Raw genomic sequence first — 20,023 nt, 5'->3', positions numbered from 1 at the left:
GTCACATTCCATGTGTGACGCGGCCCGCGGCTTTGGTGTCTCCTACCCGTACGGGGCGTGGCTCACGGGGTGAGCGGCGGACGCGGGCCCTCGTCGCCGGGGTGGCCCGGGGACTGCCGCTCATCGTCGTGCCTGATGACCTCGCCCTGGACGACCTTCCCGTCCGGCTGCCGCATCCGCGCCTGCTGGAAGGCGTCGCCGAGACTGCCGGGCACGGCCGCGGCGCGCATCCGGCGGTCCAACGACCGCTCCGCGTACCGGCCGAGGGCCAGCCGTACCGGCGGGATGAGCAGGAGCAGCCCCAGTACGTCGGTGATCAGCCCCGGCAGCATGATCAGCAGGCCGCCGAGCATCAGGAAGCCGTTGCCGGTGCTGCCGGTGCCGGTCTCGGGCGCCTCGCCCGGCTGTCGCTGCTGCTGCCGTTGCAGGGTCTCGGTGAGATTGCGGAAGGCACGGCGGCCGGCGCTCTTGATGACCACCGCGCCGAGCACGACCGCGCCCACGAGCAGCAGCAGGACGGTCAGCCCGCCCGCGACGTCGGCCACCACGGTCAGCAGCCAGATCTCCAGCACGAGCCAGGCGGCGATGCCCAGCGGGATGAAGGTGCGGGCGCGAGAGCGCTTGGGAACGGTCCGGGGCGATTGCGCGGTCGTCATGCTCCCAGTGTGCCTGGGGAAGCGTCCGGATGGCGTATGGGAGCGAGCGGAATGATCAAGCGGATTCGGTGGGTCCGGTTCCGGTCGGCCCGGCGGGCTTCCGGCCGAGCAGCCGGTTCGTCCGGGACTCGACGCCCCAGGCCGTGACCCGCCACAGCGCCTCGACGAGAATGTCCTTGCTCATCTTGGAGTCGCCGAGCTCGCGTTCCACGAAGGTGATGGGCACCTCGACCACATGACAGCCCGCCTCGATGGCACGCCGGGCCAGATCGACCTGGAAGCAGTAGCCCTGGGAGGAGACGGCGTCGAGGCCGAGCCGTTCCAGGGTCTCCCTGCGGAACGCCCGGTAGCCGCCGGTGACATCGCGGATCGGGACGCCGAGCAGGACGCGGGAGTAGGTGCTGCCGCCCCGGGAGATCAGCTCGCGGGTCCTGGGCCAGTTCACGACCCGTCCGCCCGGCACCCAGCGCGAACCGAGCACCAGATCGGCGCCCTTGAGCGCGGTCAGCAGCCGGGGCAGTTCCTCGGGCTGGTGGGAGCCGTCGGCGTCCATCTCGACGAGGACGCCGTAGTCACGCGCGAGCCCCCAGCGGAAGCCCGCCAGATAGGCGGCGCCGAGCCCTTCCTTGCCCCTGCGGTGCAGGACCTTGACATGACTGTCCTCGACGGCCAGTTCATCGGCGATCTTGCCGGTGCCGTCGGGGCTGTTGTCGTCGGCGATGAGGATGTCGGCCGCCGGCACCGCGGCGCGCACGCGGGTGACGATGGTCCTGATGTTCTCGGCCTCGTTGAAGGTCGGGATGATCACCAAGGCTGTACCGAGCGGGCCGTACCGCCTCTGGCCACCGTCGTTCACTGCTGCCCCTTAATCGCCGTACGCAGGTGCCACAGCTTAGCGAGCACGCCACGGCCGACGACCACCATGGTGACCCTGTGTCGGTGGGGATGGGCGGTGATGTCCGGAGATGGAGGACGGAACCGGAGATCTTGTTACGGAACACGTACCGCGCAAGGGAAACCGGAGGGAAACGCAGAGAAACGGAAGGAAACGCGTACTGCGGATCAGGGCCCGGCGTCCTTCGGGCCGACCTGGGACCCGCTGGCTGCGGGTCGACCGAAAGCCGTTGTCTACTGAACGCCGGGCCCCATCCGGGGTCGCACCCGCCGACCGGCTGAAACCTTCCCTCGCCCCCGAGACGCGACTGCTGGACCTGGCTCCCAGTGGTGGTGCGCCGGTGCGGCACACCGCCCCATGACCCAGTGGCGTTCGACGACTGCGTGGAGGCTGCCGGACGGACGTCCTGTGGTGGACCCGGCCGAACCTACCCGCCGGTGGCTGCTTACTGTCAATAGTCGTTTGACCTGCGGCGTTGACGCAAATCACCAGGTCAGTGGGAAAGATCCGCAGGTCGCGGCAGAGGCCGGCGGGCATCGGGCGGCGGCACGAAATATCCGTACGTCACTCGTTCGGTCGCAGGAAGACCGTTTGTCCGGCGACGACGGTCCGCAGGCATTCGGGCAGCGGGCGGCCGGGCGTCAGATCCGGCAGGCCCGGTGTCCCCGAGCGCGGATCGGTGGACCAGCGGGCCACCCGGTCGTCGGGGGCCTGGACCACCAGCTCCTCCGTTCGCCATACGGCGTAGTCGGCGGGGGCGCCGGGCACGAGCGTGCCCGCGTCGTCACGGCCCATGGCCCGCCGGCCGCCACGGGTGTGGGCGGTGAAGGCCGCCCGTACCGAGATCCGGTGTTCGGGGGTGCGGTGGAAGGCGGCGGCCCTGACGGTGCCCCAGGGGTCCAGCGGGGTGACGGGGCTGTCGGAGCCGAAGGCCAGCGGGACACCGGCGCGCAGCAGCGCGGCGTACGGATTGAGGGTACGGGCACGGTCGGCGCCGAGCCGCTGGGCGTACATACCGTCCGCACCGCCCCACAGGGCGTCGAAGACGGGCTGCACGGACGCGGTGAGGCCCAGCTCCGCGAAGGCCGCGACGGTCGCCGGGGTGAGCATCTCGGCGTGCTCGACCCGATGCCTGGCTCCCCTGATACGGGCCAGGCCCAAGCGCTCGGCGGCGGCGCGCACGCCCTCGACGACGGTGCTGATCGCGGCGTCGCCGATGGCGTGGAAACCGGCCTGGAGCCCGGCCTCGGTACAGAGGGCGACATGGGCCGCGACCGCGGCGGCGTCGAGCTGGGCGGTGCCGGTATGGGCGGCGTCCGCGTAGGGCTCGTGCAGGGCGGCGGTGTGGGAGCCGAGGGAGCCGTCGACGAAGAGATCACCCGCGGCCCCGGCCGCGCCCAGCTCCTGGACGCGGCGGGCGCCCTTCTCGTCGGTGATCCGTTCGGCCCAGTAGCCGTGGATCCGTGGTCCGGGCTCGTCCTCGGCCAGTCGCAGCAGCGCGGTGAAGTCCTCCTCGTCGGAGATCTCCGGTCCGCCGCACTCGTGGAGCGCGCCGATACCGAGCGACGCGGCCCGGTCCCGGGCCGCGCGCTGGGCCTCGGTGCGCTGGCGCACGCTGATCGACCCATGGGCGGCCGCGCGCACGGCGTGGTGGGCGGCGGCCGTCAGCGGCGCGTCCGGGTGGTAGCCGGCCAGCGCGGTGACGCCGGGGACCAGATCGAGCAGGGCGGTGGTCACGACCGCGGAGTGCACGTCGATCCGCGTCAGATAGAGCGGCCGGCCACCGGCCGCCTCGTCGAGCTCGGCACGGGACGGGGGACGCTGCTCGGGCCAGCGGGCGGAGTCCCAGCCGTGGCCGAGCAGGATCCGGTCGCCGGGATGGGCGGTGCGGTGGTCCCGTACGAGCTTCAGCGCCTCCGGCAGGGTCCGGGCGGCGGACAGATCGAGACCGGTGAGGGCGAGGCCGGTGGCGGTGGCGTGTACATGGGCGTCGGTGAACGCGGGGGTGACGAGCGCGCCGTCGAGGTCGACGACCTCGTCGACGCCGGAGACGAAGGAGTCGGCGGCGCCTTCGGAGCCCACCCAGGCGATATGGCCGCTTTCTACGACCATGGCGGTGGCGAAGGGGTCGGCGGGACTGTGGACTTCGCCGCGGCGGAGGAGGGTGGTGCGGTGGTGCGGTGCGGTGCGGGAGTCCGGGGCGGTGCGGTTGGTCATGCGGACAGTGTCGCGCGGGGGGCCGTCGGGCGGGGGTGCGGGGGTGCGCCGTCCGGCGGGGGGTGCGGTGCGCCGTCCGGCGGGGGTGCGGGTGCGGGTGCGTGCGTCGTGGTGCGGGTGCGCCGTTGTAGTGCGGGTGCCGGGGCCTGCGGAGGTGCGTGTCCGGACTGCTTTCCTCACCGCGCTTCGCGCGTGCTGCGACGCTTTACGTCCGGACACGCACCTCCTCCGACCCTGGCCCCCTCCCGTCCGTGGTCCAGGCCATTCGCCGCCCGGCTGGGGGGGTTGGGGGATGGTGCGGCCCGGTGTCGCCTGCACCCGCTGCCCGGCTGGGGGGCGGGGGTGGGGTGCCGATTCGTTCCGGGTGCCGTCTTTCCGGAGGCGAACCGAGCCCTCAAAAAATGGGCGGGCGGGACTCGTACGGGGTGGAGAGGACCACCGTGGTGCGGGTGGAGACTCCGGCCAGGCTGCGGATGCGGGTGAGCAGGTGTTCCAGGGCCAGGGGGGTCGCCACCCGGACCTTGAGGATGTAGTTCTCGTCGCCCGCCACGCTGTGGCACGCCTCGATCTCGGGGATTTCGGCGAGTCGGTCGGCGATGTCGTCGGGGGCGCTGGGGTCGAACGGTTTGACCGAGATGAACGCGGTGAGGGGAAGGCCGACCTCCTCCGGGTCGACCACCGCGGCGTAACCGCGGATGACGCCCCGCTGCTCCAGTCGGCGTACGCGCTGATGCACCGCCGAGGTGGACAGGCCAGTGGCCTTGCCCAGGTCGGTGTAGCTCATCCGGCCGTCTTTGACAAGCAATTCCACGATCTGACGATCCAGCTCCTCCATACGGATCAACCTATTGCCCCGGGCCGCTTCCAGCACAGTCGGGAGTGAGCCGAAGGCGTGCGCGGAGGGTTGTGTGACCAAGACCACAGGCGTCTGAGCGGGTCCTTCGAGACCTTACGGTTACCTGGCTCGCGCGACGGGAATTGCTTGCTGTGGTCGAGACCACAAGAGCCTGGTCGGCCCACCCGAGGGGGAATGTCTCCATGCAGAGCCTGAAGCGCGCCGGACGTACCGAACCGGAGCCCGTTGAGCTCGTCGACGCCGACGAACTCGACTTCTACGACACCTTCGAGATGTACCGGGTCGTCTGCCCGGACTGTGCGCAGCCAATCGCGTTGCTGGCGGACGAGGACGTCCTGCCGGAGCACGCGCTGTGCCCCTCCCCGTGGAATCCGTTCGTGCTCTCGGTGTGTGCCGGTACGGGCCGTTCGGCGTCGGAGGCTCCGGCCGCCGACGCGTCGTCCGAGGCTCAGGAGCAGGACACCGCCCTGCTCCTGACGCTGCCGCAGGGGCTCGACTGGCGGACGCAGCCGTTCTCGCATGTCGGCGGTCCCGGCTCACGTCCGTTCAAGGTGCCGACCCTCCAGCGGGACGCCGCGTAGCTGTCTTCGGCGCGCACGCTACGGGCCGTCAGCGTGCGCGCGGGGGTATTACGGTCAGCGGGTTTCCGGGCCCGTCAGATGGCGGGCGATCACCATGCGCTGGATCTGGTTGGTGCCCTCGACGATCTGGAGCACCTTCGCCTCGCGCATATAGCGCTCCACCGGGAAGTCCGCGGTGTAGCCGTAGCCGCCGAGCACCTGTACGGCGTCGATGGTCACCTGCATCGCGGCGTCCGTGCAGAACAGCTTGGCCATGGCGGCCTGTTGGGAGAACGGGCGGCCCGCGTCGCGCAGCCGGGCGGCGGCGAGGTAGAGCGAGCGGCCGGCCTCGATCCTGGTGGCCATGTCGGCGAGCAGGAAGCGCAGCCCCTGGAAGTCCGCGATGGGCCTGCCGAACTGCCGCCGCCCTGTGGCGTATCCGACGGCTTCGTCCAGGGCCGCCTGGGCGAGTCCGATGGCACAGGCGGCGATACCGAGGCGGCCCGAGTCGAGGGCGGAGAGCGCGATGGCGAAGCCCTGGCCCTCGTCGCCGATGCGGCGGTCGTCGGCCACCCGTACGCCGTCGAAGTGGAGTTGGGCGGTGGGTGAGCCCTTCATGCCCATCTTCTTCTCGGGAAGCGCCGCGTTCAGTCCGGGTGCGTCGCCGGGGACGAGGAAGGCCGTGATGCCCCGGGCGCCCTCCTGGCCGGTGCGGGCGAGCACGGTGTAGAAGTCCGCGATGCCGCCGTGGGTGATCCATGCCTTGGTGCCGGTGATGACCCAGTCGTCGCCGTCGCGTACGGCTTTGGTGCGGAGCGAGGCCGCGTCCGAGCCCGAGGCGGGCTCGGAGAGGCAGTAGGCGCCGAGGAGGCCGCCGCCGAGCATGGCGGGAAGGTGCTCGGTCTGCTGGGCCTTCGTTCCGTAGCCGGCGAGGGCGTGGCAGGCGAGGGAGTGGACGCTGACGCCGAGGCCGACGGTGAGCCGGGCTGCGGCCAGTTCTTCGAGTACCTGGAGGTAGACCTCGTACGGCTGGTCCCCGCCGCCGTGGGCGGAGTCGTAGGGAAGGCCGAGCAGTCCGGATGCGGAGAGGAGGGTGAAGAGTTCGCGCGGGAAGTGCCCGGCGTCCTCCTCCTCGGCCGCCTTGGGGGTGATCTCCCGCTGGATGATGTCGCGTACGAGGGCGACGAGGTCCTGGGACTCCTCGGTGGGCAGCTGACGTTCCACCGGTTGCGGGGCGCGGTCGGGCATGGCGGCGCTCTCCTCCCTGTCGGGCGCTACGGCGGTCGCGCGCGCAGGGTGTGGCGGCGCCGCCGGCTGGGGTCCGGGGGTGCCCCCGGACGGCAGTGGTGCCCAGCCGATGCTGCCCTTCCGGATCGCGGACACGGCTGACCAGCGGCTGTGGCGCGTTGAGTATGCCCGATCGGGCGCCTTTCGTCACCGGCGGGCCGAGTTCACGGGCACGGTGGAACTTGGTCCGAACCATTGACCCCAGTGGTCTAGTCCTTCTAACGTCCACCTCAACGCATTTCGCGTTCATGCCAAGTCAACGCCATGGCTCGGCTGTCCCCCCACTCGCTCTTCCTCCCCCACGAGGAGATCCCGTGCTCAGACTCCACCGTCCCCGCGCCCGGTTCCGCGCGCTGATCGCCGCCGCGTGTACCGCCGTCCTCGGCGTGACCCTGCTCTCCGGAGCGGGCAGCGCGTCCGCCGGTGAGGCCTCCACCACCGCCGCGGCGGCCGGCGACAAGGTGGTCGGCTACTTCACCAACTGGGGCGTTTACGACCGGAATTATCACGTCAAGAACATCGAGACCTCCGGCTCCGCCGCCAAACTCACGCATATCAACTACGCGTTCGGCAATGTCACCGGCGGGAAGTGTGTGATCGGCGACTCGTACGCCGACTACGAGAAGGCGTACACCGCCGACCAGTCCGTCGACGGCGTCGCCGACACCTGGGACCAGCCGCTGCGCGGCAACTTCAACCAGCTGCGCAAGCTCAAGGCGCAGCACCCCGGTCTCAAGGTGATCTGGTCCTTCGGCGGCTGGTCCTGGTCCGGTGGCTTCACCGAGGCGGCGAAGAACCCGGCCGCGTTCGCGCAGTCCTGCCGCGCGCTGGTCGAGGATCCGCGCTGGGCCGATGTCTTCGACGGTATCGACATCGACTGGGAGTACCCGAACGCCTGCGGTCTGACCTGCGACAGCAGCGGTCGTGACGCGTTCAGGAACCTGGCGTCCGCGCTGCGTACCGAGTTCGGTTCCGACCTGGTGACGGCGGCCATCACCGCCGACGGCTCGGACGGCGGGAAGATCGACGCCGCCGACTACGCGGGCGCCGCGCAGTACCTCGACTGGTACAATCCGATGACATACGACTTCTTCGGCGCCTTCGCGGCGCAGGGCCCGACCGCCCCGCACTCGCCGCTCACGTCGTACCCGGGCATTCCGACCGAGGGCTTCAACTCCGACGCGGCCATCACCAAGCTCAAGGGGCTCGGTGTCCCGGCCGAGAAGCTGCTGCTGGGCATCGGCTTCTACGGGCGCGGCTGGACCGGCGTCACACAGAAGGAGCCGGGCGGCACGGCGACGGGCGCGGCGCCGGGTAAGTACGAGGCGGGCATCGAGGACTACAAGATCCTCAAGACCTCCTGCCCGGCCAACGGCACGGTCGGGGGCACCGCGTACGCCTTCTGCGGCAACCAGTGGTGGAGCTACGACACCCCCGCCACCATCGCCGGGAAGATGGCGTACAAGAACCAGCAGGGGCTGGGCGGCACCTTCTTCTGGGAGCTGAGCGGAGACACCACCGACGGTGAACTGATCAAGTCGATCAACTAGAAGCTGCGCGACGCGATCGCGCGACCGGCCCGTCGGGGGCGGGGAGAGCCTTAGAGGCCCCCGCCCCCGGCGACTTCATGCCCGCGGGGGCCCGGGGCTCTCGTCGAGGCCGGTGAAGGGGCGCCAGTCGAGGTCAGGCGGAGGCGCGGGGCACTCCGGGGAGAATTCCTCGATCGTGTCGAGCGTGTGGCGCAGCATCCGAACCAGCAGATCGCGGGGGATCTCCCTCGGCAGGTCCTGCTGGTACTCCAGCCATTCGAGCGTGAGCCATTCGACGCTGCTGAGCCAGCCGAGCAGCGCGAGCCGGGCGATCGGCGGGATGTCGGAGCGGCCGTACGCGCCCTGGGCGACCGTGGAGACCAGCCCCGTCCGTACGGCGTCGCGGATCGCCTGGACCTGGGTGTCGAAGCCGACGCCGCCCGTGATGATGGTGCGGTACGCCGCCTCGTTGTACTGGGCGAAGCGCAGATACGCCTCGACCGTGCGCTGTACCCGCTGGGTGCGCGGGAGTTCGGCGCCGCCCGAGGCGAGCGAGACGAGTTCGGCGACGGAGTCCTCGACGATGGCGAGGTAGTAGCCGCGCTTGTTCTTGAAGTAGTAGTAGATCAGACCCTTGGCGACCCCGGCGTGCTGGGCGATGTCATCCATGGACAGCGCGTCGTACGAGGTGTCGGCGAACAACTTCCGGCCGGTCGCGATGAGTTCGGAGCGCCGCGCCTGGGAGCGTTCGGAGGTGCCACGCTGTTCACTGCGATTCACATTCGCGTCCTGGTCTCCGGCTGCCGCGGGGTGCCCGCACGATCGCCCGCAGTATCGCAGAGTGCTCCCGGACCGCCCCGGGCGGCCGGAGGAGATCGTCCCTCCGGCCGCCCGGGAATAACAACGACGCGTCAGAGCAGGCCCACCGAACGCAGGGCCCGGCGCTGGGCCGCGTCCGGCTTGGCGGGCCAGTAGACGTAGCAGACACCGCCCGTGCCCGAGGCCACCTTGCCCGAGGCGTTGTACCGCTTGGTCCTGAGCCAGATCGTCTCCCATTCGGAGCGCCGGTAGACGCGGCGTACGGCGGGGTTGTCCGGCGAGGCGGGGTCATTGGCGATCACATCGCCGTCGGCCGTGAAGCCGATCACGGTCATCAGATGGCCCGCGGTGCCGTAACCCGCCCCCGTCAGCTCCTCCTTGAGGAAGGACTGCGAGGTGATCACGGGGATACCGGCGCGGATCAGGGTCTCCACATCGGTGAGCGAGCCCAGCCGAGTCACGGCCGCGCTCATGTCCCGGTAGGTGGTGGCGTAGGCCGCGTTGAAGGGCCAGTTGCCGCAGCCCTCGTACTGGTAGTCGTAGGTGAACCGGGCCGCGTGGCAGACCTGGGGGTCGGCGAAGTCCGGATTCACCCAGGCCAGATCCGCGGCGGTGGGCCTGCGTCCCCAGTACTCGATGATCATCTGCGAGGAGGTGGGGCTGCACCAGGCCTCGCCGCCGTTGTCGTACTCGGGGTACTGCCCGGCATGGGTGTTCTGCGAGTAGCGCGGCACGATCAGCTCGCGGGCGAGCCCCGGGGCGGACGCCGGGACGGTGAACCGGTCCGGGATGTCGGAGGCCATCGCGCCCGCCCGGTGCACGACCGGCGTGAGGCGGGTGCCCGGCCTGCGGTAGAGGGTGAGCCGCAGCCGGTACGAGGCGATGCGCGGCCCGCTCGCCGCGTCGTCCACCGAGATGGTGTCGGTCCAGACGCTGCTGCGCCCGTCGGTCTGGCCGTCGACGGACGTACGCCGGATGTCGCCCTCGCCGTCGCCCGAGGTCCAGCGGCCCATCACGTACCAGGGTGTCTCGGTGCCGTCCGTGTACCGGCCGCGTAGTTCGATCTGGAGCCAGGTGCCGGCCGGGGTCCGTGCGTTCCAGGAGGCGATCACCTCGGTGGCGGGGACCTTCGAGCGGTGCGACGGTGAGGTCCAGCTGCCGTACTCCCAGGTGGTGGTCGTGCCGGTGTGCGGATCGGCGTAGTCGGTACGGCCCGCCGGGGTGCCGATCACCAGCGCGGGCCGGTCGCCGGAGACCGCGCGGGTGCCCTTCGCGGTACCGGCGCGCCAGTCGGCGTAGGAAGTCCAGAAGGCGTTGTCCACGAGAGGGTTCGCCCCGGTGGGAGCCGTTGGGGGGAGCGGGGCGGGGGCCGGGGCCCGCGTCGGGGCGGAAGCGGCGGCGGCCGGGACTGCGCCCGCCGCCCCGGTGCCCGCGACGGCCGCGAGCGCGGCGGCCAGCACGGTTCTGCGCGAGGTGGGGCTGGTCATAAGAACCTCCGGTCGAAGGCGGAGAGAGCGGAGAAAGAGCGGTCGGAGAGCGGGAAGAACGGTCGGGACACGGGAGAGCGCGAAGAGATGACGGCTGTTCGGCAGTCGTCCACTATCGCGGTTCGCGGTGCGCCTCTGCCAGCGATTCGGACCGCGTCGACCCACCAATATTGGTCTTCACCAGTGGCGTGACCTGCGGCGGCGGGCGGGCCGGGACGTGGGGGGCGCGGCCTCGTAGGGTGGTCGGATGAACGACCTGACCGAACCGGCCGCGGTGCTGCGCGCGCTGCCGCCCTCCTGCGGTCCCGTCCGGCTGATCGCGGTCGACGGGCACGCGGGCTCCGGCAAGAGCACCTTCGCGACGCGGCTGTCGGCGGAGCTGGCCGGGGCGCCCGTACTGCGGCTCGACGATCTGGCGAGCCACGAGCAGTTCTTCGCGTGGGGGGAACGGCTGAGGGCGCAGGTCATCGAGCCGCTGTCGCGCGGCGCGAGCGCGCGCTACGCGCCGTACGACTGGACGCTGCGGCGGTTCACGGCGCCGCGCGCGCTGCCGCCGGCCCCCGTGGTGATCATCGAGGGCGTGGGGGCCGGGCGGCGGGCGCTGCGGCCGTATCTCGCCCGGCTGTTCTGGATGGACCGGGGCGCCGAGGAGTCCTGGGAGCGGGGCCGGCGGCGTGACGGACCCGCGCTGTCCGCCTTCTGGGACGAATGGACGACGGCGGAGACTCGCCATTTCGCGGCGGACCCCTCGCGGCCCTTCGCCGATGCCCTGGTAACCGAGCGGCAGATGGGGTACCTGATACGCACGGGGCCTCTGACGACCGCGAGGGCGGACCGAATCATCACGCAGAGTGATCACCTTCGGCCTCCATACTGAGCAGTCGGCAATCGGCCCCGGGAGAGTGACCAACTCGGCTTGACCGAGGGGCCGGACAGGTCTTACGTTCTTAATGTGCGGCTTTTCGGAGCCGCCGCAGACGCGAAGCCCCCGGTTGTTCCCCCGTGATCGGGGGCTTCGTTCTGCCCTTCGCGCCTGCTCGCCACCCCCTCTCCCGCGCCGTACCCCTCCCGCGCTCACCCTGGGTCACTGCTCCGCGTACGCTGCGGTGCCCTTAGTCGCACACCCTCTGCGCAGGTACGATGCCTCTCGGTGCGGTCAATTCCCGTCCGCGACAAGGTGGTTCGGCACGCTGCCGGCGGGCGCCCGCCCGGCGGGACATTCCGGGGGCACGGTTTGTGGGGGACGTGATGGATATCGGCGCGCAGGGCACGCAAGCCCCGGCCGACCTCGCCTGGGTGCGCGGTGTGGACGCCTACACGATGGGGGCCTACCCCCAGGCCGAGGAGGAATTCAGGGCCGCCGTACGGCTCGATCCCGGGATGGCCGACGGCTGGCTCGGACTGCACGCGCTGCGCGTCGACACCACCACCGCCCTGCTGCGGATGTACCGCCACCGCGACCGCTTCGGCGAGCAGCGCTCCCGCCACCGCCGCACCCTCAACTCCTGGTACTGGCTCGGCTGGTGGGTGCAGCCGGTGCTGGAGAGCGGGCGCGATCTGCTGCTCGCCCATGCCTCGCACTGGCTGGACGGCCGCCATGTGCCGGAGCTGGACCGGGCCCTCGCGGGTCTGCCGCCGGTGGACGCCGATCCGCAGGTGCGCTTCCTGCACGCCTGCCGCGCCTATCTGGTCAAGGACTGGGACCAGTTGGTGCGCCACACCGAACCGCTCGTCCATGATCCGCTGCTGGGGATCGAGGCCGGGCTCTTCGGCGGGATGGCGCGGGTACGGCTGGAGATGTACGGACAGGCTGAGCCGCTGCTGTCCACCGCGCTGATGCGCTGCCGCAGCGAGCAGCCGCAGCGCAAGGAGCTGCGGTACTGGCTGGCCCGCGCGCATGAGGGCACCGGACGCAGCGCCGCCGCGCTGCCGCTCTACCGGGCCGTGCACCGGCTCGATCCGGCGTTCATGGACACGGCGGCCCGGCTCGCCGCGATCACCGATTCCGACGGGTACGAAGGACCGGACGATCCGGTGGGAATCGCCTCGGTCGCACGTACGGGTCTCGGCCAGGACGTGGCGGACACGGCGGGCGCGGCGGAATCCGGGGGCGAGCCGGAGGGGCCGCTCGGCTCCGACGTACGGCTCGGCAACGAGGCGCAGCCCCAGCGGGGCGGTGTCGCCCCGCCCCGGGCGCCCGAAGGCGTACGGGAGAAGGCCCCGCCGCCCGTGTCACCCGCTCCGCCGCGCTTCCCCGACGGCCCGACCGATCCGGTGCTGCTCGCCGAAGCCCTCGCCGAGCTGGAGCGGATGGTCGGTCTGGAGCCGGTGAAGCGGCAGGTCAAGGCCGCGACGGCGCAGCTGCACATGGCGCGGCTGCGGGCAGGCCAGGGGCTGCCCGTCCAGCCGCCGAAACGTCACTTTGTCTTCTCGGGCCCCTCCGGCACCGGCAAGACCACCGTCGCCCGGATTCTCGGCCGGATCTTCTACGCCCTGGGGCTGCTCGGCGGGGACCATCTGGTCGAGGCCCAGCGGGCCGATCTGGTGGGCGAGTTCCTGGGCCAGACCGCCGTCAAGGCGAATGAGCTGATCGACTCGGCGATCGGCGGGGTGCTCTTCGTGGACGAGGCGTACAGCCTCTCCAACTCGGGCTACAGCAAGGGCGACGCGTACGGCGACGAGGCCCTTCAGGTGCTGCTGAAGCGCGCCGAGGACAACCGCGACCATCTCGTGGTCATCCTGGCCGGCTATCCGGAGGGCATGGACCGGCTGCTCGCCACCAATCCGGGCCTCTCCTCGCGCTTCACCAGCCGGGTCGACTTCCCGAGCTACCGGCCGCTGGAACTGACCGCCATCGGCGGCGTGCTGGCCGCGGAGAACGGCGACGTCTGGGACGAGGAGTCCGCCGACGAGCTGCGCTCGATCAGCGGGCATGTGGTCGACCAGGGATGGATCGACGAGCTGGGCAACGGCCGCTTCGTGCGGACGCTGTACGAGAAGAGCTGCGCGTACCGCGATCTGCGGCTCTCCGGCTACAGCGGCACGCCGACCCGCGACGATCTGGCCACGCTGCGGCTGCCCGATCTGATGCAGGCGTACGGCGAGGTGCTGTCGGGCCGCGGCCCGGCGAACCGCGGCCCCCAGGACAATCCGCCCGCTGTTTAGGGGCTCGGTTCGCCTCCGGCCTTAAGGCTCGGTTCGCCTGCGGCCTTAAGGCTCGGTTCGCCTGCGGCCTTAAGGCTCGGTTCGCCTGCGGCCTTAAGGCTCGGTTCGCCTCCGGGACGCTTTATGCCCCTGTCGACGGTCGACCGTGCTCGATTCCCTCGTACCTCGGGAACCTCCGCGCGCTCTCCCTTTCGACAGCGGCGCGCCCCTTCGGCTCACTCGCCTGCCGCGGCCCGCGCGCCCGTCAGCGCGCCAGGACCTGGTCCGCCTGGTCCGTGCGCTGCTCACCCACCAGGGCCGCCTTGGGTGCCGTCGCGCGGTGGGACGGGTCGCGTACCTCGCCGACCAGCATTTCCAGAACGTCCTCCAGCGCCACCAGGCCGAGCACCCGGCCGGACGCGTCCGCGACCTGGGCCAGATGTGTGGCCGCGCGGCGCATCACGGTGAGCGCGTCGTCCAGCGGGAGTTCCGCCCGCAGCGTCGCCATCGGCCGCCAGACATGCTGCGGCACGGCGCGTTCGCCGGCTTCCAGATCGAGGACGTCCTTGACATGCAGATAGCCCATGAAGGCGCCGCCGCCGTCCGCGCAGACCGGGAAGCGGGAGTAGCCGGTGCGTACCGTCAGCTCCTCGATCTCGCGCGGGGTGATCGCCGGGGTCACTGTCACCAGGGAGGCGCGGGTCAGGAGCACGTCCGTGACCGGGCGGCTGCCCAGCTCCAGGGCGTCCTCCAGCCGTTCCTGCGCCTCCGGTTCGAGCAGTCCCGCCTGGCCCGAGTCCTCCACGAGCCGGTTGAGCTGCTCGCTGGTGAAGACCGCCTCCACCTCGTCCTTGGGCTCGACGTGAAAGGCCCGCAGCACCAGCCGGGCGCAGGCGCCCAGTCCGGCCGTCACCGGCCGGCACAGCCGGGCGAAGCCGACCAGGCCGGGGCTGAACCAGAGCGCGGTCTTCTCCGGGGCGGCCATCGCGAGGTTCTTCGGGACCATCTCGCCGATGACCAGATGCAGGAAGACGACCAACGCGAGGGCTATGACATAGCCCAGCGGATGGATCAGACCCTCGGGCATATGGGCGGCGTGGAAGACGGGCTCCAGCAGCTGCGCCACGGTGGGCTCGGCGACCGCGCCGAGCGTCAGGGAGCAGATGGTGATGCCGAACTGCGCGGCCGCCATCATCTGGGGCAGATTCTCCAGACCGTGCAGCACCTGTCTGGCCCGCGCGGAGCCGCGTGCGGCGTGCGGTTCGATCTGGCTGCGGCGTACGGAGACGAGGGCGAACTCGGCGCCGACGAAGAAGCCGTTGGCCAGGACGAGGAGCAGGGCGAAGACGAGTTGCAGGGCGCTCATCGGGGGCCCTCCGCCATCGCCGGGACGCCGGGACGCTGCTCGGCCGGGGAGTCGGCCGGGAGCTCGGCGGTGCGTACCAGCCGGACCCGTTCGGCCCGGTAGCGGTCCACTTGGCGCACGGAGAGCCGCCAGCCCGGCAGCTCCGCCCGGTCGCCGGGGGCCGGGATACGGCCCAGCAGATCGGCGACGAGGCCGGCGAGGGTTTCGTACGGTCCCTCGGGTACGTCGAGTCCGATCCGCCGCAGGGTGAGGACCCGGGCGCTGCCGTCGGCGTCCCAGGCCGGGCGGCCGTCCTCGGCCGCGACGGGGGCCAGTTCGGGCCGTCCGTCGCCCTCGGCGTCGTGCTCGTCGCGTACCTCGCCGACCAGCTCTTCGATGATGTCCTCCAGGGTGACGACGCCGGCCGTACCGCCGTACTCGTCGACCACGATGGCTATCGGCTGCTCGCTGCGCAGCCGCTCAAGAAGCTGCTGCACGGGCAGAGTCTCGGGGACCAGCAGGGCCGGCACGGCGATCCGTCCGGCCGGGGTGCGCAGCCGCCGGTCCACCGGCACCGCGAGCGCGTCCTTGAGGTGCACCACGCCCACGATCTCGTCGATGCGCTCCCGGTAGACGGGGAAGCGGGACAGACCGGTGGCGCGGGTGAGGTTGAGGACGTCCGCGGCGGTCGCGTCGGACTGGAGGGCGCTCACCTTCACCCGGGGGGTCATCACATGCTGTGCGGTGAGCCGGCCGAGTGAGAGGGTCCGTACGAACAGATCGGCGGTGTCCTGTTCGAGGGCGCCCGCGCGGGCGGAGTGGCGGGCCAGGGAGACCAGTTCGCCGGGGGTGCGGGCCGAGGCCAGTTCCTCGGTCGGTTCCACGCCGAGCAGCCGGACGAGCCGGTTGGCGACGGTGTTGAGCAGGGTGATCACCGGCCGGAACACGGTGGCGAACAGATGCTGGGGGCCCGCCACGAACCGCGCGACCTGGAGCGGCCGGGAGACCGCCCAGTTCTTCGGTACGAGTTCGCCGATCACCATCTGGACGGCGGAGGCGAGCAGCATGCCGATCACCACCGCGATCCCGGAGACGGCCCCTTCGGGCAGTCCGGTCGCGGAGAGGGGGGCGTCCAGCAGCCGGGCCAGCGCGGGCTCGGCGAGCATGCCGACCACCAGCGAGGTGATGGTGATGCCCAGCTGGGTGCCCGAGAGCTGGAAGGAGAGTTCCCGCAGGGATTTGACGACCGTACGGGCGCGGCGGTCGCCCGCGGCGGCGGCGCGTTCGGCGTCGGGACGGTCCACGGTGACGAGGCCGAACTCGGCGGCCACGAAGAATCCGTTGGCGAGGATCAGAAGGAATGCCGCGGCGAGCAGCAGAAGGGGGATGGTCATGCCGCCGCCTCTTCGAAGGGGGCGGCGCAGGTACTACCGGACGATCCGTCCATTGCTGGAGGGAGTCACTCCTCGGGTCGCAGGTGCCCCGCGGGCCGGACACGGCCGTCGAATGCGGAGCGGGGCGCACTCGGCGCCTCCAGCACCAGAGTAATCAAGACAGCGGCCAGGAGGGCAGTGCCGTACGGCCATGGATGGGGCGCCGTACGGTCAGCCGTGGTCGGCCGCGGTGGAGCGGGAGTCGGCGAGCGCGCGCAGGGCGCGGGCGTCACGGATGGCGTGTGCCCTGGCGATTCCGGGCTGGATGGCCAGCACCGGCAGGCTGCTGCCGTCGCTGAGGTCGAGGAAGACCCAGGGGTCGCCGGACCGCAGATTGACCCGCAGGATCTCGGCCCACGCCAGTCGGCGGCTGCGCGTGATATTGACGACAGTCACTCCTGTGTCGTCGGCCACGACCTTGGGGCGGCTGAGCAGCGCCAGCACCCCGAGGAACAGCAGGGCCGTGAAGATGAAGCTCATCCGCTCCCCCGCGCTCAGCTGGTCGAGTGCCAGGCCGATGGCCGTGATGACGGCGAACATGGCCACGCCGACGGTCAGCAGGACGGCCCGGGTACGGGTCGGCCGGAAGGTGACCGGAAGGGCGGGCGGACCGGACTGACCGGGCTGGGGCGCGGGGGCGGACATACGTTCTCGGACCTCCGGGAGTGGGTGCGGTGGCCGGGTGACCGGGTGACCGGCGCGGGATCAGAGGCGGCAGGCGTGGATGGCCGTGGTGAGGATGGCGCGGGCGCCCAGCTCGTACAGATCGTCCATGATCCGCTGCGCCTCCTTGGCCGGGACCATCGCGCGGACGGCGACCCAGCCCTCGTTGTGCAGCGGGGAGATGGTCGGCGACTCCAGGCCCGGGGTGAGCGCGACGGCGCGCTCCAGGTGTTCGGCGCGGCAGTCGTAGTCCATCATCACGTACGTACGGGCCACGAGGACGCCCTGGAGCCTGCGCAGGAACTGCCGCACCTTGGGCTCCTCGCCGTCGGCGCCGCTGCGGCGGATGACGACCGCCTCCGAGGTCATGATCGGCTCGCCGATCACTTCCAGGCCCGCGTTGCGCAGTGAGGTGCCGGTCTCCACCACATCGGCGATGACCTGCGCGACGCCCAGCTCGATGGCGGTCTCGACCGCGCCGTCCAGGTGGACGACGGAGGCGTCGACGCCGTTGTCCGCGAGGTGCTTGGCGACGATGCCCTCGTACGAGGTGGCGACGGTCATGCCGCCCAAGTCCTCGACGCGTTCCGCGGTGCCGGGCTTGGTGGCGTAGCGGAAGGTGGAGCGCGCGAAGCCGAGCGGAAGGATCTCCTCCGCGTTGGCGCCGGAGTCCAGCAGCAGATCGCGGCCGGTGATGCCGATGTCGAGCCGGCCGGAACTCACATAGATCGCGATGTCGCGCGGGCGGAGGTAGAAGAACTCCACCTCGTTGTCCGGGTCGACCAGGACGAGTTCCTTGGACTCCTTGCGCTGCTGGTAGCCGGCCTCATGGAGCATCGCCGACGCAGGTCCTGAGAGTGAACCCTTGTTGGGAATGGCGATGCGCAGCATGAGGTCGGATTCCTTTGTGCGAAGGGGCGGTTGTACAGAACGGCAGAACGGGGTGATATCAGACGAAACGGGACGGGACGCGTGTGCTCGGAGATGGGCGTATCAGAGATGGGCGTACACGTCGTCGAGGGAGATTCCGCGCGCGACCATCATCACCTGGACGTGGTAGAGGAGCTGGGAGATCTCCTCGGCGGCGGCTTCCTTGCCCTCGTACTCGGCGGCCATCCATACTTCGGCCGCCTCTTCGACGACCTTCTTGCCGATGGCATGGACGCCCTTGCCCACCAGCTCGGCGGTGCGGGAGGTGGCGGGGTCGCCCTCGGCGGCCTTCTGCTGGAGCTCGGTGAAAAGCTCCTCGAACGTCTTCTTGGACATGGTGAGGGTCACTTTACGCGGCCGGAGGCGGCCCCCTGGCGCCAGGGTTCGGCGATCGTGCGCAGGGTGGTCGCGGTGGCGACGGCGGCGGTGACCGCCTCGTGCCCCTTGTCCTCGTGGGAGCCCTCAAGCCCGGCCCGGTCGAGCGCCTGCTCCTCGGTGTCGCAGGTCAGCACGCCGAAGCCGATCGGGACGCCCGTGTCGACGGAGACCTGGGTGAGGCCCTGCGTCACGCCCTGGCACACATACTCGAAGTGCGGGGTGCCGCCCCTGATGACGACGCCGAGGGCGACGACCGCGTCATAGCCGCGACCGGCCAGCACCTTGGCGACGACCGGAAGCTCGAAGCTGCCCGGCACACGGAGCAGGGTCGGCTCGTCGATGCCGAGGTCCCGCAGGGCCCGCAGGGCGCCGTCCACGAGGCCGTCCATGACCTGCTCGTGCCACTGCGCCGCGATCACGGCGACCCGGAGGTCTCCGCAGTTCTTCACACTCAGTTCGGGTGCGCCCTTGCCGCTCACGTCTCTCCTCGAAGCTGTTCGCCGCTGGTCTTCTGGCTGTTGTGGTGGGTGGTCACTGGTTGTCGCAGGTGGACGCGGTGACCGCGTCCAGCCAGGGCAGGTCGTGCCCCATCCGGTCGCGCTTGGTGCGCAGATAGCGGAGGTTGTGCTCCCCCGCCTGGACGGGCATCGGCTCGCGTCCGGTGACCCGCAGCCCGTGCCGGACGAGCGCCGTCGTCTTGTCGGGGTTGTTGGTCATCAGCCGCAGCCCGCGGACCCCGAGGTCGTCGAGGATCCGCGCGCCCGCCGCGTAGTCGCGGGCGTCGGCGGGCAGGCCGAGTTCGAGATTGGCGTCCAGCGTGTCGTGGCCGCGCTCCTGGAGCTCGTACGCGCGCAGCTTGGACAGCAGCCCGATGCCCCGGCCCTCGTGGCCGCGCAGATAGACGACGACTCCGCGGCCCTCCTTGGTGATCCGCTCCATGGACGCCTGGAGCTGGGGGCCGCAGTCGCAGCGCAGCGAGCCGAAGATATCGCCGGTGAGGCATTCGGAGTGGACCCGTACGAGCACGTCCTCGCCGTCACCGAGGTCGCCGTGGACGAGGGCGACATGCTCGACGCCGTCGGCCGTGGAGCGGTAGCCGTACGCGGTGAACTCACCGTGGGCGGTGGGGAGGCGTACCTCCGCCTCGCGGCGGACCGTGGGCTCCGAGGTACGGCGGTGGGCGATCAGGTCCTCGATGGAGATGATCGTGAGGCCGTGCTTACGGGCGAACGGGATGAGCTCGGGCAGCCGCAGCATCACCCCGTCCTCGCCCGCGATCTCCACGATCGCGCCGGCCGGACGCAGACCGGCCAGGCGCGCCAGATCCACGGCGGCCTCGGTGTGACCATTGCGTACGAGCACGCCGCCGGTCTTGGCGCGCAGCGGGAAGACATGGCCCGGCCTGACGAAGTCGCCCGGCTCCGCGTCGCCCGCGGCGAGCAGTTGGAGGGTGGTGGCCCGGTCCGCGGCGGAGATACCGGTGGTGACGCCATGGGCGGCCGACGCGTCGACGGAGACGGTGAAGGCCGTACGCATCGATTCGGTGTTGTGGCCGACCATCTGCGGCAGTTCGAGCTGGTCCAGCTCCGCGCCCTCCATGGGGGCGCAGATCAGTCCGCGGCACTCGCTCATCATGAAGGCGATGATCTCGGGGGTGGCCATCTCGGCCGCGATGACGAGATCGCCCTCGTTCTCGCGGTCCTCGTCATCGACCACCACGACCGGGCGGCCGGCGGCGATATCGCGTATGGCCTGCTCCACGGGGTCGAGCGAAAGGTCCTCGACATTGTCGGTGGAGTACCAGGTGGGCTGGGCAGGCAGTGC

At 71.0% G+C, this 20,023-nt stretch carries 18 protein-coding genes; 4 read left to right on the top strand and 14 right to left on the bottom strand.

Translation table 11 applies throughout. The features are described 5' to 3' along the window. Positions 1-62: 62 nt before the first annotated feature. From fxsA to ACFRMN_RS37075, 4 genes are all read right to left on the bottom strand, one after another. Complete coding sequence (fxsA, locus tag ACFRMN_RS37090) at positions 63-656, bottom strand: FxsA family membrane protein (protein ID WP_383028543.1); 594 nt, start codon at positions 654-656, stop codon at positions 63-65. Positions 657-711: 55 nt separating this feature from the next. Then, positions 712-1,512 (bottom strand): polyprenol monophosphomannose synthase, encoded by an 801-nt coding sequence (locus ACFRMN_RS37085; protein WP_383028541.1) that lies wholly within the window; start codon positions 1,510-1,512, stop codon positions 712-714. Positions 1,513-2,115: 603 nt separating this feature from the next. Then, complete coding sequence (locus tag ACFRMN_RS37080) at positions 2,116-3,768, bottom strand: amidohydrolase (protein WP_383028539.1); 1,653 nt, start codon at positions 3,766-3,768, stop codon at positions 2,116-2,118. 394 nt (positions 3,769-4,162) lie between these two features. Continuing rightward, the gene (locus ACFRMN_RS37075) at positions 4,163-4,603 is read right to left on the bottom strand and encodes an Lrp/AsnC family transcriptional regulator (protein WP_383028537.1); all 441 of its coding nucleotides are present in this window, start codon (positions 4,601-4,603) and stop codon (positions 4,163-4,165) included. A 203-nt stretch (positions 4,604-4,806) separates the two neighbouring features. Between ACFRMN_RS37075 and ACFRMN_RS37070 the strand changes: the two genes are divergently transcribed. After that, complete coding sequence (locus tag ACFRMN_RS37070) at positions 4,807-5,205, top strand: hypothetical protein (protein WP_383028535.1); 399 nt, start codon at positions 4,807-4,809, stop codon at positions 5,203-5,205. 54 nt (positions 5,206-5,259) lie between these two features. Here the strand turns inward: ACFRMN_RS37070 and ACFRMN_RS37065 are convergent, their stop codons facing one another. Next, positions 5,260-6,432: an acyl-CoA dehydrogenase family protein gene (locus ACFRMN_RS37065; RefSeq protein WP_383028533.1), complete on the bottom strand. Its 1,173-nt coding sequence runs from the start codon at positions 6,430-6,432 to the stop codon at positions 5,260-5,262. 353 nt (positions 6,433-6,785) lie between these two features. On the opposite strand from ACFRMN_RS37065, the gene ACFRMN_RS37060 reads away from it, so the two are divergent. Then, the gene (locus ACFRMN_RS37060; RefSeq protein WP_383028531.1) at positions 6,786-8,021 is read left to right on the top strand and encodes a glycoside hydrolase family 18 protein; all 1,236 of its coding nucleotides are present in this window, start codon (positions 6,786-6,788) and stop codon (positions 8,019-8,021) included. 75 nt (positions 8,022-8,096) lie between these two features. On the opposite strand, the gene ACFRMN_RS37055 is transcribed toward ACFRMN_RS37060, so the two are convergent. Both ACFRMN_RS37055 and ACFRMN_RS37050 read right to left on the bottom strand, forming a co-directional pair. Continuing rightward, positions 8,097-8,780 carry a TetR/AcrR family transcriptional regulator gene (locus ACFRMN_RS37055; RefSeq protein WP_383028529.1) on the bottom strand — a complete coding sequence of 228 codons (684 nt, stop codon included), beginning with the start codon at positions 8,778-8,780 and terminating at the stop codon, positions 8,097-8,099. A 131-nt stretch (positions 8,781-8,911) separates the two neighbouring features. Continuing rightward, complete coding sequence (locus ACFRMN_RS37050; protein WP_383028527.1) at positions 8,912-10,306, bottom strand: peptidase C39 family protein; 1,395 nt, start codon at positions 10,304-10,306, stop codon at positions 8,912-8,914. Positions 10,307-10,553: 247 nt separating this feature from the next. Here ACFRMN_RS37050 and ACFRMN_RS37045 point away from each other — a divergent pair, with 247 nt between their 5' ends. Both ACFRMN_RS37045 and ACFRMN_RS37040 read left to right on the top strand, forming a co-directional pair. After that, positions 10,554-11,183: a uridine kinase gene (locus ACFRMN_RS37045; protein WP_383028524.1), complete on the top strand. Its 630-nt coding sequence runs from the start codon at positions 10,554-10,556 to the stop codon at positions 11,181-11,183. 371 nt (positions 11,184-11,554) lie between these two features. Further along, complete coding sequence (locus ACFRMN_RS37040; RefSeq protein ID WP_383028522.1) at positions 11,555-13,471, top strand: AAA family ATPase; 1,917 nt, start codon at positions 11,555-11,557, stop codon at positions 13,469-13,471. A gap of 244 nt (positions 13,472-13,715) precedes the next feature. Here the strand turns inward: ACFRMN_RS37040 and ACFRMN_RS37035 are convergent, their stop codons facing one another. The 7 genes from ACFRMN_RS37035 to ACFRMN_RS37005 all read right to left on the bottom strand — a co-directional run bounded on the left by ACFRMN_RS37035 (position 13,716) and on the right by ACFRMN_RS37005 (position 20,020). After that, a complete protein-coding gene (locus ACFRMN_RS37035) occupies positions 13,716-14,816 on the bottom strand; it encodes a hemolysin family protein (RefSeq protein WP_383028520.1) in 1,101 nt (366 codons plus the stop codon). Next, a complete protein-coding gene (locus ACFRMN_RS37030) occupies positions 14,813-16,189 on the bottom strand; it encodes a hemolysin family protein (protein ID WP_383028518.1) in 1,377 nt (458 codons plus the stop codon). Before ACFRMN_RS37030 ends, ACFRMN_RS37035 begins: the two co-directional genes overlap by 4 nt. A 210-nt stretch (positions 16,190-16,399) precedes the next feature. After that, on the bottom strand, positions 16,400-16,873 hold the full coding sequence (locus ACFRMN_RS37025) for a PH domain-containing protein (RefSeq protein ID WP_383028516.1): 474 nt from the start codon (positions 16,871-16,873) through the stop codon (positions 16,400-16,402). 60 nt (positions 16,874-16,933) lie between these two features. Further along, positions 16,934-17,782: an ATP phosphoribosyltransferase gene (gene hisG, locus ACFRMN_RS37020; RefSeq protein ID WP_383028514.1), complete on the bottom strand. Its 849-nt coding sequence runs from the start codon at positions 17,780-17,782 to the stop codon at positions 16,934-16,936. A gap of 102 nt (positions 17,783-17,884) precedes the next feature. Continuing rightward, positions 17,885-18,157 (bottom strand): phosphoribosyl-ATP diphosphatase, encoded by a 273-nt coding sequence (locus tag ACFRMN_RS37015; protein ID WP_030355539.1) that lies wholly within the window; start codon positions 18,155-18,157, stop codon positions 17,885-17,887. 8 nt (positions 18,158-18,165) lie between these two features. Beyond that, positions 18,166-18,678: a 6,7-dimethyl-8-ribityllumazine synthase gene (ribH, locus tag ACFRMN_RS37010; RefSeq protein ID WP_030355538.1), complete on the bottom strand. Its 513-nt coding sequence runs from the start codon at positions 18,676-18,678 to the stop codon at positions 18,166-18,168. A 52-nt stretch (positions 18,679-18,730) separates the two neighbouring features. After that, positions 18,731-20,020, bottom strand: coding sequence for a bifunctional 3,4-dihydroxy-2-butanone-4-phosphate synthase/GTP cyclohydrolase II (locus tag ACFRMN_RS37005; RefSeq protein ID WP_383028551.1), 1,290 nt, complete (start codon positions 20,018-20,020; stop codon positions 18,731-18,733). Positions 20,021-20,023 lie beyond the last annotated feature (3 nt).

The sequence above is a fragment of the Streptomyces sp. NPDC056835 genome (genome assembly GCF_042789485.1).
In the GTDB taxonomy this organism is placed as follows: domain Bacteria; phylum Actinomycetota; class Actinomycetes; order Streptomycetales; family Streptomycetaceae; genus Streptomyces.
This window is presented reverse-complemented; position numbering and strand designations above follow the sequence as displayed.